This window comes from Paenibacillus sp. VTT E-133291 (assembly GCF_002264395.1).
GTDB lineage: Bacteria > Bacillota > Bacilli > Paenibacillales > Paenibacillaceae > Paenibacillus_AQ > Paenibacillus_AQ nitricinens.
Map to the genome: position 1 here is coordinate 21,150 of NZ_NFVA01000072.1, position 14,288 is coordinate 35,437.

Consider the following 14,288-nt stretch of genomic DNA (forward strand, 5'->3'; position numbering starts at 1 on the left):
GGATGACATCGAACAATTGGGCGATTGAAGTAATAGGCCTCAAAAAATCATATAAGAACGTGGATGTGTTGCGTGGGGTGGACTTCACCGTTCAGAAGGGTTCAACTTTTGCTCTTCTAGGGTCCAACGGTGCGGGTAAAACTACGATGATCAAAATTCTTGCCACCCTGCTCCAGCCCGACAACGGAAGCGCAAAGATTAATGGAGACGACGTAACTAAGCAACCGGAGCAAGTACGTAAGGAGATCAGCCTGACAGGACAAAGCGTCACAGCAGACTATATCCTGACCGGACGCGAGAATCTGCGAATGATGGCCAAACTCCGCCATTTGCCCGATCCTGACAAACAAGCCGAGGAGTTATTGCGTCGTTTTGACTTACTCGATGCCGCCGATCGCCGAATCTCCACGTATTCCGGAGGGATGTGTCGGCGCTTGGATTTGGCTATGAGCTTATTGGGTAACCCTTCGGTCATTTTTCTCGATGAGCCGACCACCGGACTTGACCCGCAAGCGCGTCTTGCTATGTGGGATATGATCAAGGATTTAGCGAGATCAGGTGTCACTGTTTTTCTAACTACGCAGTATTTAGAGGAAGCTGACCATCTAGCCGATCAAATCGCGATCTTACACGAAGGTCATATCGTGGCAAGCGGCAGTCCCGCGGAGCTTAAAAATAGATTGCCTAAGGGTCATATCGAGCTTCGATTCGACAATGAAACAATGTTAAATCAAGCACAAGATCTGTTAAAGGAATTTAACGCGACGGCAGATTCGAACAATCTCACGCTCACCGTCATTACAGACGGAAGTACGAGACAGATGATGCGCCTGCTAACAAAAGCAGCGGAAGCTGACATAGAAATTGCCGAGTTTGCCCAGAAACTGCCCTCGCTTGAGGATGTTTTTCTCGCGATCGTCACTAGCAAAAAGGAGGACTCCCGATGAAATTCATTCATTTTCTAGGCGATACCGCCGTCATGAGTGGGCGTGTCATTCGCCATTCCACACGTAGCATCGACACGATTATTACCGTAATCGCTATGCCGATCATGATCATGCTGCTCTTTGTTTACATCTTTGGCGGAGCGATGAACACTGGTGATGTAAGTTATATCAATTATATTGTGCCCGGAATATTGCTCTTTTGCATTGCTAGTGGCGTGGCTTATTCTTCTCTTCGTATCAATAATGATCTCACGAAAGGCATATTCGAGCGTTTTCACTCCATGCCGATCGCAAAAGCCTCTATTCTAGGCGGTCATGTGGTTGCTTCATTAGTTTTTAACGTCATTTCATTGCTCGCCATTTTCCTTGTTGCCTTCGGAATGGGATTTCGGCCGAAAGCGGATGTGCTCGGTTGGATATTAGCCATTGGTATTTTGCTGCTTAGTATCCTTGCGTTTACTTGGATTGCCGTCACCTTCGGCTTGCTTGCTAAATCATTCGAAGGAGCCGGAGTGTTTTCTTACATTTTGATGTTACTTTTATTCGTTAGTTCTGCCTTTGCGCCGACTGACAGCATGCCTTCGGCTATCCGCGTATTCGCAGAATATCAGCCCATGACACCGCTTATTGAGAGCATTCGTTCTCTTTTACTCGGAGGAACGGCAGATAAAACTACGCTTGTGGCGGTATTATGGAGTTTAGCAATACTTGCGTTTTTCTGGGCTTCCGCAATGCGAGTGTATAAACGGAGAATGAAATAGACGTAAAAAAGAGCCGGTGGCTTCTCGAAAGAGGGGGATACCGGCTCTTTGTGTACACAGGCTAATTTTAAGATGCTGGCTGAATGGTGGGGTGAATATTTCTGTGCTATTCTTGAAATGTGATTTATATAAAATTTTTGTACATAGAATTAGTAGTACCGGATTTGGTGATTATTTTCAATAAGCGAATGGGGAATGAATGATATTTTTAAAAAATGGGGGAGTAAGTTATAGTGATACCAAACGAAGCACAAAACAAAAAACATTGGAAACGCGATATAATTATCTTTCTAAGTAGCCAAACATTGTCGTTATTCGGTTCTGCGTTAGTTCAATATGCAATTATGTGGTACGTTACGCTGACGACAAAATCAGGTATGATGATGACATTATTTATTATTTGTGGATTCATTCCTACCTTTTTATTATCACCTTTTGCAGGTGTATGGGCGGACCGTTTCAACCGGAAATATCTTATTATCATAGCAGACGCCATGATCGCCTTTGTCACACTGATTTTAGCCATTACATTTTTGCTTGGTTATGATGAAATATGGTTGTTGTTCGCCATTGCTGCAGTTCGTGCACTCGGAGCTGGAATTCAGTCGCCTGCAGTTGGGGCAATATTACCTCAAATCGTGCCAGAGGATAAGCTGACGAAGGTAAATGGGATCAATGGAAGTCTTCAAGCGCTTATGATGTTTGTTGCACCGATCGTAAGTGCGTCACTGCTTGCTATGGCAACCATCGAGGTTATTTTCTTTATCGATGTTGTCACAGCGGCGATAGCGATCTTTACATTATCTTTCTTTTTGAAAATACCGTTGCATAAAAAAGCGACTGATAAACAAACGACAAGCTATTTGGACGATTTTAAACAGGGTTTAAGTTATATTAAAAACCACAGCTTTCTCAAAACTTTTTTCATTTTTTTTGCCTTTTTCTTCGTATTGATGGCACCGGCAGCATTTTTAACACCGCTACAAGTGACACGCAGCTTTGGAGATGATTATTGGCGTTTAACTGCCATTGAAATTGCTTTTTCTATCGGTATGATGGCTGGCGGAGCTATTATTGCCTCATGGGGCGGCTTTCGAAACAAAGTATATACAATGACTTTCGCTAGCTTAATTATGGGTGTATGTACATTAGCTTTGGGTATTGTACCTGTTTTTTGGATCTACTTGGTTATGATGGCTGTATTCGGGGTTGCGATGCCCGTCTTTAATACGCCGACGACTGTAATGCTACAAGAAAAGGTAGATCCGGATTACATGGGGCGCATATTTGGAGTGTTCGGAATGATATCGACTTCCATGATGCCCATTGGAATGCTGATATTCGGTCCGCTTGCAGATGTTATTGAGATTGAATGGCTCCTAATTGGAACAGGATTGTTTATTGTAATACTGTCCATTTTTTTCATACGTAACAAGCGTTTGGTTGAGGCCGGGATGCCGTTAATAAAGGAAGCATCACAAGAGCAGGAGTAGGGATTCGCTGTACCTGCGAGAATAAGGCGAACATGTGTAAATAAAAAGGAGACCGACAATGACTTATTCACAGATGTGGAACAACGCAGAAAATGAAGCTGAAATTCTCTATTTGGAACAGCAGATTGTGGCCATCAAAAAAGAGATAAAACGAGCAAAAACCGCAGGACAACAGGAGATATTGGATCAAGCGAATAGCAAGCTGGCTGAATTGGAAGCGAAGCTGGATGAGCTAGAGGAGTAGGGGCTAACCGCCCCATTGTTGCATCAATATTTTGACAGCTTGAATATCGGCCTCGCAACCGTGCGAAGCCAATAAGCAAATACGGTCGTTCCGGTCCATGAGTTTCGCTTATTCTGTAGGTATTGATCGTTGATTATATAAGTCCGTGTGGAAGCGGGGCTTTTCAGACCGAACTTTTCCCACTCTGCCGGATCATTCGAACCTCTAAGCTTTTCAAGCATATTTTCCGACGCGATATTTATTTTAGAAGGAATTTGCTCGTAGGCTTCAGTGATTTGCGCATGAAATTCGTCGATAGGATTGCGGCTGGCAAGGCTCTCCAAGTGAATGCCTTCGCGAAGGTAAGAAACGTATGCAAGATGGTCAGCCCAGAATTCGTCGATATAAAAAAGCTGTACCCGCTTCTCCGCTGGACTCAACGGCTGCTCACCTTTCAAAATTCGGAGCCGCTCCGCGTATAGAATTCGCCTCTGATCCTCCACCATATCCGAATAACAATTCAGTTCCTTGTAGATATCGAAGTTTTGGCCCATAACAATACGCTGAGTACTGGTGATCTTGCTGCTAAGCGCCGTCTCGTCAAGAGCCTCATCCTGCCTGAGAGCGCGATCCGTTTTATGGATGCCAAAGCGAAGCAGTAACTCATCCTCCAAGCTTACATAAAAAACGGAAGCTCCAGGGTCACCTTGGCGGCCGGAACGTCCGCGCAACTGGTCATCGATCCGTACGCTTTCGTTCACATGGGTGCCAATCACGTACAACCCGCCCAGCTTAGCGACAGCTTCGGCTTGCATGGGGTTGCCGCCACCGAGCCGGATGTCAACGCCGCGTCCCGCCATATTCGTAGACACCGTCACGGCACCGATTTCCCCTGCTTTGGCGATGATGTCGGCTTCTTCCGCGTCGTTTTTCGCATTCAGAACATGACAAGGTACGCCATTAGCCGCTAGCGCCTCTGCCAGTATGGCAGACTCCTCGACGCTTGACGTACCAATGAGAATTGGACGCCCCGTCCTGTGGACCGAGGAAATATCTTGAACGAGTGCCTTAAGCTTGGCTTCTTTATGGTTGTAAATCCGGTGCGGATGGTCGATCCGGATGTTTGAACGGTTCGGCGGGATTTGTACGACCTCCAGCGCATAAATATCTTTGAACTCCATTGCGGAAGCATGCGCGGTAGCCGTCATTCCGCAAATCTGCGGATACAGGCTGATAAAGTGTTGAATGGTGATCGTCCCGAGAATTTGTCCACTGGCTGTGGAGGACAGCCCCTCTTTAGCCGTAAGCGCGGCTTGCAGCCCGTCCGGCAAATACCGGTTCTCCGCCACTCGGCCGGTATATTCTTCGATCAGCTCGATTTTTCCGTCCCGGACGATATAATCGACGTCTTTCTTTAATAATGATTCCACATGCAGCGCACAATTTAATGAAGTCAGCAAGTGGCTGTTATGGCTATCGTACAAATTGCCGCATCCCAGCAGCGATTCCGCTTGCGCAGCGCCTGTTTCATTTAAGTAAACGTTCCGCTGGAACTCGTCGAAGTCGTAATGCTCATCTCGTTTGAGCTGCCGAGCCACTTCTGCGAAACGAAAGCCATCGCTCCTGGAAGAGGGGGAATCGCCGCTGATGACTAGGGGCACCCGTGCTTCGTCGAGAAGCAGCGAATCCGCTTCGTCGACGATGACATAGTGGAAAGGACGATGTACGGTATCGGCTTCGTTTAATGCAATGGTATCACGCAAGTAATCGAATCCCGCTTCTTTGGCCGTAACATAGGTTATATCCTTGGCGTATGCTTCCTGTTTCTCGGACAGGCTCATGCCCGCTTGAACCGAGTGTACCGTTAATCCGAGGAAACGATAGATCGGGCCCATCCATTCCGCATCCCGCTTTGCTAAATAATCGTTAAAAGTCAGCACATGAATACCTTTGCCAGTCAGTGCATTTAGATATGCAGGCATAACAGCAGAAAGTGTTTTTCCTTCACCGGTATGCTGCTCGATCAAGAATCTCTCGTGCAGAGCGATGGCAGCCATGATCTGGACGTCGTAAGGATTTAATCCAAGCTTTCTCTTCGCTACCTCGCAAACTAACGCATAAGCAGCAATAAGCAGCTCATCCAAAGGTGTACCTGATTTTGCTTTTTTTTGTAACCGGAGGGATTTCGCTTGAAGCTGCCCATCGTCCCATTCTTCCAAATTCCGTTTTCTGATGAGCTCCACTTTGTCCTGATAAACTTTCAGCTTATTCTGGGTATCGCGATCTTTGAATTTTTGTATCAATTTGACAGCTATATTCATAGAAATCTGAGCTCCCCTCGGTAGAAATACGCTTAGTTTTGAACAATATTTGCGCTGATCAGTTGATTAAGATGTCCTTGGATTCAATCTACCAAAATATTCTATTAAATGCAATTTGGACAAATCATGACTAGCATAATGTAAAATTTAAAACTCTAAACATTCATCGCCATCTTATTTAAGTTGTTATTAGGTGGATGATTTCAATTCTCTAGCGGAAAAGTACAAGAGGTGCATACAGGCTCCTAAATCCGATTTAGGGGATTTGACACAGGCATACGCTGCTTTTACAATTGCCTATGAGTTGATAGACTTATGAGAGAGAGGCATACGCTGTGGAAACTATAGTAAGTCAAGCTTGGCCAAAATGGAGTGGAACGCTACAGAAGCGGAGCGGGGGTTGGAACAACACTACTTATTTTGTGGAAAATAACGGGAAACGCGCGGTCCTTCGAATATATGATACACATAAGGACAGAAACAAGATTGAGTTCGAGCATGCTGTGCTGGAGCAGCTTGGAACACGAGCTTTGCCTTTCAACGTACCTCTTCCCATTCTAACGACTACCGGTGAAACTATGATTCAGTTAAGGGAGAGTGGCAAATTCGCCTGCTTGTTCCGATATATCGATGGTGATTCACCTGTGGAGGAAGAGGTTTCCTACCTAGAATCCTTTGGAGAGGTGACTGGAGTTTTATCAGAAGTTCTATCTGTTATTGATCCCGGCCTTACTCCGGTGTACCGGCCATATTATGAATTGCGGACGTCTTATCCGTTATGCAGTCCGGAGGTGATCCGGGAGCTGTGCCTGAATCCGCCGGAACCTTTTAAGGATCTGGGAGATGAGCTATTGATGCTCTCCAGAGCTTATGAAGATATTACAGGTTCGCTGAATGAACTGGAGGGACTGCCACACCAACTAGTGCACGGTGACTTGAATGCCTCTAATCTCTTGGTTCATTCAGAAGACCCGGGGCAGGTGTCCTCGCTGCTTGATTTTGAGTTCTGTACCTATGATTTGCGGGTCATGGAGCCAGCAGTTATTCTATCTGGGCTGCTTGGGCATGTGGAGGAGAAGAAGATGATTCGTGATTTCTGCCGGGGCTTCAGCCGCAGTATCCGCCTCACCCCAGCCGAAATCAGCGCCATTCCAGTGCTGATGCTGCTGAGAAAAATCGATGTCTTTCTTCATTTTGTCACCCGTTATCTGGAGGGTACCGATGAAACCCGGGTACTGCATGAGCAGACAAAGCTGCTGTCCGCATATTTAATCCAGCTGTCTGCAGGAACAGCAGAAATTCTAGTGATATTGCAAGAAGAGCAGGGAAGTGCAAGCAGGCTATAGCTCACTTCCGCTATTAGGTTGCACCGCCGCTCCTTTGCTGTTCAGGATTTCTTTATACACCTCAATCGCCAGCGCCCGTGACTGCTTAAGATCAACGATAGCATTGGGTCTAGGCAGGTGGATAGCTTTATCGGACAAATCCGCAAGCTCCGGCAGCCAGGTGCGTATATAATCTCCGCTCGGGTCATGAGTCTGAGACTGGGTTACCGGATTCATGACCCTGAAGTAAGGGGAGGCATCGAATCCGAGCGAGGAGCTCCACAGCCAGCCGCCACGGTTCAGTACATTATCATAATCGCTCAGCTTCAGCCGGAAGTAACGCTCCCCGTAAATAAATGGACAGCCCAGATTTTTGGTAAGAAACATTGCGGTAATCATCCGCAGCCGGTTCGGCATCCATCCGGTTGTGTTCAGTTGGATCATTGCAGCATCAATTATCGGAATGCCAGTTCTTCCCAAAGACCAGGCCTCAAAGTATTTCGTACCAAGAATGCTCAAATCATACACCTTCTCATAACGGAAGAAATCTGCATCCAGACGGGCCTGATACAGATAGAAATCCCGCCAGGCCAGCTGTCGCAACCATTCTTCCCCATCGGTATCTTCTTCCGCCAGCCGAGTATACACAGTACGTGCTGAAAGGGTACCCGTATTGAGATACCGGCTGATTCGGCTGGTGCCTTCCTGTGCATACCTGTCACGGCTCACGTGATAATCCCGTAAATGCAGGTCTATAAATTGCTCAATCGTATCGTGTACATCTATCTTCTTTCCTGAAGTTGCTAATTCTTCAAACTGAAGTGTAATCTCTTCTGGAATCTTGAAATCTTCGGCAATCCTCTCGTCTAGCGCGGACGTTGACAGCTCAGCCAAGGTTGAAGAATAAGGCGGACGAAACCGTTCTGCCACGTAGTTGCGCCAGCGGCGGTAGAACGGTGTGAATACCTTGAAGGGCTGCCGCCGCCCGCACCAATCCATGAAATCTTCCAGATCGCAGAGCATGCTCTCATGATAAATTGTGAAACGGATGCGGAGAGAAACCGACGTATCGCGTAGGCTCATGTCTCTTTGTAATGCATAAGGGGTGTAATCTGCATGAATCATTATTTCCTGAATCGGGTAAGCTTCGCTCAGCCTCTTGACAATTATATCAGGCTCTCCATAAAGAATATGTAGCTGTTTGCCTTCAGTGGCGTACTCCTGCTGAAGTCTTGAGACCTGCGTCAGGAAGTTTACCCCGCTATGCTCAAGATAGCGTTGTTTGCGCAGCAGGAAGGGTTCCAGAATCAACACATGAAGGCTGCGAGAGCCAGAAGAACGTATGGCCTCAAAGGCTGGAAGATCACTAGTCCGAAGATCTTTGCGGTGAATGAAGAGAATCATTAAAAGTATTTCCTTTCTGTTATCTGAGAGAATAAACCGCTTGTCCATAATACGATAGATTTAAAGTTTTGGCGATGAACTGTCCCTACTGGAAGAATTGGAGTCAGGAGATTCGGATCATGGGCATTGCATTCACTCTGGAAAGTGTTATAACCATGATATACACCATAACTTAAGCACAAAAAGCCCGCGCCAAGACGCAGACTCTTTATGTTTATTCTTCCCCAATGGCTATGGGATTCCCCTTTACGAGATGAACCGCTAGGATGAACTTATTTGGCAGCTTCTTCATAGAGGAGGCAACGAAGACTCTTATCCGGGTAGCGCAACTCTGCAATATAGCTGCTACCGTCTTCGAGTAAAAGTTTGACGTCTACCATACCGCGACTATTATTTTTGTCGGTATCTATCAGGTATGCCATAGTGATTTTTCGGGTCTCTCCTTGTTTGTCTGTTACTATTTTTGTAGCCTCGTGAATCCAGCTTGCGTCCTTTTCAATGGCCTTGGCAGCTTCAGCACTGATCGGAGTTCTTTTCAGAGTGAAATTAGCGGCAGTCGTATCCACTACCGTCCGGGTAGGATAATCAACGATTACGGTATATTGCCAGAATTCCTTACCCTGTGCTCTTAAGGTGTCCGCTTTATAAGGAGCGAATGTAATCATCCATGATTTTCCATTAAACAATAATATTTCATTTAAATTTGCGTATACTTCCAGTTTGGAGACGTCAGCACCAAATAGCTTCTTTACACTTGTAGTGGCAAGGGCGACGGCATCGGTCTGACTCAAATCTTTGGAGTCCAGCGGAGTTACAATGTTCCGTTTGGACATGGCATAGTCCATCCGGTAGTGCCAGTCAGTAGTTTCTAAGAGTTCCTCGTCAGTCAATGGTCGATTCGGATAAACGATCCTGTTTTTGTCCAAGTCCCAATAATGCTCTGCTTGTCCCGGCTTTAGCGGAAGTGGCTGCTTGGGACGGAGACCGTCATACAAATACTGGTCTTGCAATATCAGCCTCCGGTTCATTTCATCCTCGGTCATCGGCCTGCTCTCGGTGATCTCATTATCAGGCTTGTCCGCAAAATCATAAATTTGCTGCAATTCTTCTTGAGTCATCAACTGCTGCAGCTCTTTGTTCAGGTCGGATAACGTAGTTTTTACTTTTTCTGCTTCTACCTTTAATACAGGCGTCTTGCTGCTGCTCAAGATCTGCTTGCCCGTGTCCTGCACGACAGGAATGCTCTTGGCAACGCTGGTATTCACAAATCCTGGGACAATCATTGCGCTAACCACCAGTACGCTTCCAGAGAACAAGAGCACTGTGAGTGTAGTGGAAATCTTTTTGTTGTTCATTAACTTAACCTCCATTAGGATTGGATGATGAATCTACCTAACCTTAATCCAAAGATGTTATAGAGTAGGAGGGCAGTTGTTATGAAGTTGTAAAAAGATACGCACGCAAGTCCCCATGCCAAGATCAGAGTCTAATGTTAACCTGGCCTGATGTGCTTCGGCAATTTGCCGGCATAAGGACAATCCCAGGCCTGCTCCGCCGTACTCGCGTGAACGCGCCTGGTCTCCCCGGTAGAACGGTTCAAATACACGTTTGGTTTGTTCTGCCGAGAGTCCGGCTCCTGTATCGCGGATTTCCAGCACAGCTTCTCCATTCAGCTCATAGGCCAGCATTTGGATCTCGCTACCCCGCTTGGAAGCATGAATCGCATTTTCAATTAGATTGACTAAACAAGAAGCCAGCAAATCTGCGTCTCCCCAAACAGTAGTGATCCTTTGGTGGACATGAAGTTGTATGTCTGCATCCTCTAATTTTGGGCGTTCCGTCTGTTGGACTGTTTGAAACAGTTCCGGAATGTCCACCTGCCGGAGTGCCAGCGGCTGATGCCGGAGGACAGACAAATCCAGCAGTTTGAAGGCCAAATTCTTGAGACGGAGGGTTTCGCTAAGAATATATCCGCCCGCCGTTTGCTGTTCTTCCTGGCCGATGTTGGCCGTGGTCAGAAATTCGGCGAACCCCTGCATACTGGTCAAAGGCGTGCGCAATTCATGGGCTAAATTATCCACCATCCGCTGTTTCTCTTCAGCCATCTCCGAGAGTTCGGTGACTCGCTGCTCCACAGCCTCTGCCATCCGGTTGAAGTTCAGGGCCAGTTCGCCAAATTCATCTCTACTGCGCAGCTGCACCCGTTTCGTATAGTCGCCTTCGGCGATCGTTTTGCTGGTCTCGGACAGGAGATTCAGCGGCTTACTTAGCTGCCGGATCAGCAGATACAACAGTAGCAGCAGAATTGGACCCGCAATCAAGTTAATCATTACAAAAAAGCGGTTCAGCTCCTGTTGTTTGGCGAAGAGCTCGCTGATATCACGCTGATAGACAAGCCGCATATGCTGGTAAGGAACAGGAAGCGGTGTGGAGAGCTGAATAGACCGGGCGCCTAAGGCTTCAGGCTCGCCGCTATTTCCCGAGCTTTGCTCCATGATGTTTTCATTTTGGGGAGGATAAATCATCAAGCCGTTCTCCCAGAGCTGCAAATAAATTCCCTGCTTACGGTAGTAATCACCATAGGATTGGGAGACGCTGGCCAGGAGAATGGGAGTCAATGGGTTACCCCGTGCCTGAATAGAACTAAGGTTCTCATAGATATTGTTGACGATCAACAATTGTTCACTGGAGGCTCTCTGCGTCTCACTATCTATGTTGAGCTGCCAGCTTTTCTTCATCACCATAATCACACTTACATCCAGGGTGATGACGAAGAGGGGGAGCACCGACAGTAGAATTTTATGCCAGAATCTCATGATTAACTCTGAACTTCTAGGCGATAGCCTAGTTTGAAAATGGTTTTGATCCGTTCTTCCCAGCCCAGTTTTTTGCGTAGCTGCCGGATGTGGACATCCACGGTGCGGGTGTCGCCTTCAAAATCATAGCCCCAGGCTAATTCCAGCAGCTTTTCCCTCGACAATGCAATGTTCCGGTTGCGGATTAATACCTCAAGCAGCTCGAATTCCCTAACGGTCAAATCAACTGGCGTCTGATCCACCAAAACCTGCCGTTCCAGATAACGCACCTCAACGTCATCGCAAATGAAGCTGGATGTGCCTTTTTCCCCCCTGCGCAGCACGACATTGATTCTTGCCAGCAGCTCAAGGATTTCAAAGGGTTTGATGATATAATCATCCGCGCCCAGCTCGAAGCCTTTGATGCGGTCAGCTAAAGAATTTTTGGCGGTGATCAAAATCACTGGAATCTGAAAATGTGCAATCCGCTGCATAACTTCAAAACCATCCAGCTCCGGAAGCATAACGTCCAGCAGAATCAAATCCGTCTTCTCACGCTCCAGAATTTCCAAAACCTCCGGTCCACGGTAAGCCTTGCTATATGTATGTCCTACCAGCTTCAGATTCATTGTAATTAAATCACTGATCGCTCGTTCATCTTCTACTACCAATATATTTGCCATTCCGTATTTCTCCTCCTGATCCCTTGCTGACTAAATGCTACTTCCCGTTATACACTATATACAACTAAAGGAAGAATTGTCTAGAAGGTTGGTAGTTTCATCCAGGGATGACAACTATCAGAATAGAATAGTATGTGGTCAAAAAAGAAAAAATGAATCCATACATTGCGAACCGTTACCCTAACAGAATTAACAAACTGTTGATTTCAAACCCATCTAAGAGATTCCAGTGTAAGGTATATAGGCCAACTCCAGCACCGCCAGCACATTCGCAGTCGTGACACGCAGGAGCTAGCTCTGTACGCTAATGGTTTACTTGGCACAGACAAGGTCAACGTCATAAAGCGATATCCCCAGTTTGCTGGATCATAGGAACGTCTGGATTTAAGAGCGTTTGCTTCGGAGGCCGGAGGCAAACGGATTGAACGTAAAAAGCCGCCCAAATTTCCCGGGCAGCCTTTCATATTCTTACGCGTGCGTCTTTTGAGATCAAGCCGTTTGCGCCTCATGTTTGCGAGTAGTTACAGTGTCTTCTTTTTCCGTGGACCCGTTGTCCTGACGCTTAACTGCTTCCTCGTCTCGAACCCCATTCAATTCATGTTCGTTCTGATGAAATTCCTTGAGTATATTCTGGTAAATATGAGCCTCTTGAAGGTTCAGTCCGTCGCGATTTTCTTTCAAAACCCAGTTCTCGACCGTTTTCTTCAAGATTTCGCTCTTCCGTTCCAGCAGTTCCGTATAACTCAATTTACTTCATCCTTTCCGGTTCATGGTTTCAAACGCCGGATGGACTTTGTTTACTTGTCAGTTCGTGCGTTTAGCATCACATCCGACGTAACGTTTACCATTATACAGAAAATCCTGGTCGAACCCAACGCGTTCCAACCGTCATCAGATAGGGTGAGCACTACTCAGAATGGAACGGGAGTCCTCAGCGGACCGATTCGCAGAAGTGCGGCCGGATGCTCCGGGATGCTGACCGTTGCTTCTCTTTCATATAATCGTTTAACCAGATATCAAGCACACGCTTTTAACTCTAATCTTCCTCAAGAGCAAGCGTAATCCCCATACGAAACCCAATCACTCTAATTTATTTCATACAGTTGAATTGTATATTTGTATATACAGCCTTCTCCAGCGCTAATACAGACGGGTGCGACGAGCTGATTTAAATGGAAATATGGTTTTCACTGGGCTTATTTATTTTATAGATCACAGATTCTGGATCGCCTCTCAAACCTTCTTTATAGCCTTGTTTTGAATGATCCTGCCGATTTCCTATTGTGCATTCTAATGATAATGTGGCACACTATATATAGATAAAACCAAACGAGGCAAAGAATGCCCCGTCTCCTTTCCTTTTGGAATAGAGGCGGGTTTTTTTATGATTAGAAATATATTTCGTTGCAGAGCGAGGGGATAGGTAATGGGTTTCGAGAGGGAGCATAAGGAATGGTTATGTAATCATCTCAAACAAAGGAAGGGAGAGCGGCTCGATGCACTTAAACGCGGTCATGGTTACGGAAACCGCTTGTTTGTCGAGCGGGTGTGGTGGCCTCTAGCCGGACATTTTCACGGATTACATCCAGAATATGAAGTTAAAGACTGGCGCGGCAGATCCTATTTTGTGGATATTTTGTGGGAGATCGGAGCCTCGCGTATTGTATTTGAGATCATGGACTATGGCTCACATGGAACGGATCGTAGCAAATACCGGATGGACTTGAACCGCGGGCTTTTTCTACAGTCTCAAGACTGCACGGTGCTCTATATCTCGCTGGATGAGCTAAAAGAAAATCCATCCTTCATTCTCTCCGCGCTGCGGAATATTCTCTTTTCTTATTTGTTAGCAGAAAAGTCTGCGAAGCCAACCGCTGAGAAAGCCTATTCCAGAATCGAGCGCGATCTTATGCGGGCAGCCATCCGGCACCATCGTTTCCTTCGCCCGGCTGATGCCGTGAGAGAGCTGGAACTGCACACGATGACGATCATTAAATACTGCCGTCAGCTGGTGGATAAGGGTAAATTTCGCCCGGTGGCAAGAGGTTCATCTCAGCGGATCATTTACTATGAATATATTGGTACGCTACAAAGTCCAGATTTGATTTAAAGATGAAAGCCGTCGTGAGAATGTGTATGAAAAATCGAATACAATGTGCCGACGGTAGGTAAATGAGTCAAATATATGCGAAAAACCGAACACAATGTGCCGACGTTAGGTAAACGAGCCAAATGTATGCGAAAAACCGAACACAATGTGCCACCGGTAAGCTGAATGAGCTAAATGTATGCGAAAAACCGATCACAATGTGCCACCGGTAACGTAAAGAAAGCAG

General features: G+C 46.4%; 12 protein-coding genes. 6 read left to right on the top strand and 6 right to left on the bottom strand.

What is annotated here, in order from left to right; all coding sequences use genetic code 11:
• Window positions 1-2 precede the first annotated feature (2 nt).
• The 4 genes from CA598_RS23520 to CA598_RS23535 all read left to right on the top strand — a co-directional run bounded on the left by CA598_RS23520 (window position 3) and on the right by CA598_RS23535 (window position 3,445).
• Window positions 3-947: an ATP-binding cassette domain-containing protein gene (locus CA598_RS23520; RefSeq protein ID WP_094873784.1), complete on the top strand. Its 945-nt coding sequence runs from the start codon at window positions 3-5 to the stop codon at window positions 945-947.
• Complete coding sequence (locus tag CA598_RS23525; RefSeq protein ID WP_094878080.1) at window positions 944-1,708, top strand: ABC transporter permease; 765 nt, start codon at window positions 944-946, stop codon at window positions 1,706-1,708. Before CA598_RS23520 ends, CA598_RS23525 begins: the two co-directional genes overlap by 4 nt.
• A 233-nt stretch (window positions 1,709-1,941) precedes the next feature.
• Window positions 1,942-3,201: an MFS transporter gene (locus CA598_RS23530; protein ID WP_094878081.1), complete on the top strand. Its 1,260-nt coding sequence runs from the start codon at window positions 1,942-1,944 to the stop codon at window positions 3,199-3,201.
• 58 nt (window positions 3,202-3,259) lie between these two features.
• A complete protein-coding gene (locus tag CA598_RS23535) occupies window positions 3,260-3,445 on the top strand; it encodes a hypothetical protein (protein ID WP_094873778.1) in 186 nt (61 codons plus the stop codon).
• A 23-nt stretch (window positions 3,446-3,468) separates the two neighbouring features.
• On the opposite strand, the gene CA598_RS23540 is transcribed toward CA598_RS23535, so the two are convergent.
• The gene (locus CA598_RS23540) at window positions 3,469-5,745 is read right to left on the bottom strand and encodes a preprotein translocase subunit SecA (RefSeq protein WP_094878082.1); all 2,277 of its coding nucleotides are present in this window, start codon (window positions 5,743-5,745) and stop codon (window positions 3,469-3,471) included.
• 335 nt (window positions 5,746-6,080) lie between these two features.
• Between CA598_RS23540 and CA598_RS23545 the strand changes: the two genes are divergently transcribed.
• A complete protein-coding gene (locus CA598_RS23545) occupies window positions 6,081-7,091 on the top strand; it encodes a phosphotransferase (RefSeq protein ID WP_094878083.1) in 1,011 nt (336 codons plus the stop codon).
• Here the strand turns inward: CA598_RS23545 and CA598_RS23550 are convergent.
• From CA598_RS23550 to CA598_RS23570, 5 genes are all read right to left on the bottom strand, one after another.
• The gene (locus tag CA598_RS23550) at window positions 7,086-8,474 is read right to left on the bottom strand and encodes a cryptochrome/photolyase family protein (protein WP_094878084.1); all 1,389 of its coding nucleotides are present in this window, start codon (window positions 8,472-8,474) and stop codon (window positions 7,086-7,088) included. The genes CA598_RS23545 and CA598_RS23550 overlap by 6 nt on opposite strands.
• Window positions 8,475-8,746: 272 nt before the next feature.
• The gene (locus CA598_RS23555) at window positions 8,747-9,829 is read right to left on the bottom strand and encodes an AI-2E family transporter (protein WP_094878085.1); all 1,083 of its coding nucleotides are present in this window, start codon (window positions 9,827-9,829) and stop codon (window positions 8,747-8,749) included.
• Between the two features lie 57 nt (window positions 9,830-9,886).
• Entirely contained in the window at window positions 9,887-11,290 is a 1,404-nt protein-coding gene (locus tag CA598_RS23560; RefSeq protein ID WP_094878086.1) for a sensor histidine kinase, read from the bottom strand.
• A 2-nt stretch (window positions 11,291-11,292) separates the two neighbouring features.
• A complete protein-coding gene (locus CA598_RS23565; RefSeq protein WP_094878087.1) occupies window positions 11,293-11,952 on the bottom strand; it encodes a response regulator transcription factor in 660 nt (219 codons plus the stop codon).
• A gap of 489 nt (window positions 11,953-12,441) precedes the next feature.
• The gene (locus tag CA598_RS23570) at window positions 12,442-12,699 is read right to left on the bottom strand and encodes a hypothetical protein (protein WP_094873768.1); all 258 of its coding nucleotides are present in this window, start codon (window positions 12,697-12,699) and stop codon (window positions 12,442-12,444) included.
• Window positions 12,700-13,378: 679 nt separating this feature from the next.
• On the opposite strand from CA598_RS23570, the gene CA598_RS23575 reads away from it, so the two are divergent.
• Window positions 13,379-14,062: a hypothetical protein gene (locus CA598_RS23575; RefSeq protein WP_094878088.1), complete on the top strand. Its 684-nt coding sequence runs from the start codon at window positions 13,379-13,381 to the stop codon at window positions 14,060-14,062.
• Window positions 14,063-14,288 lie beyond the last annotated feature (226 nt).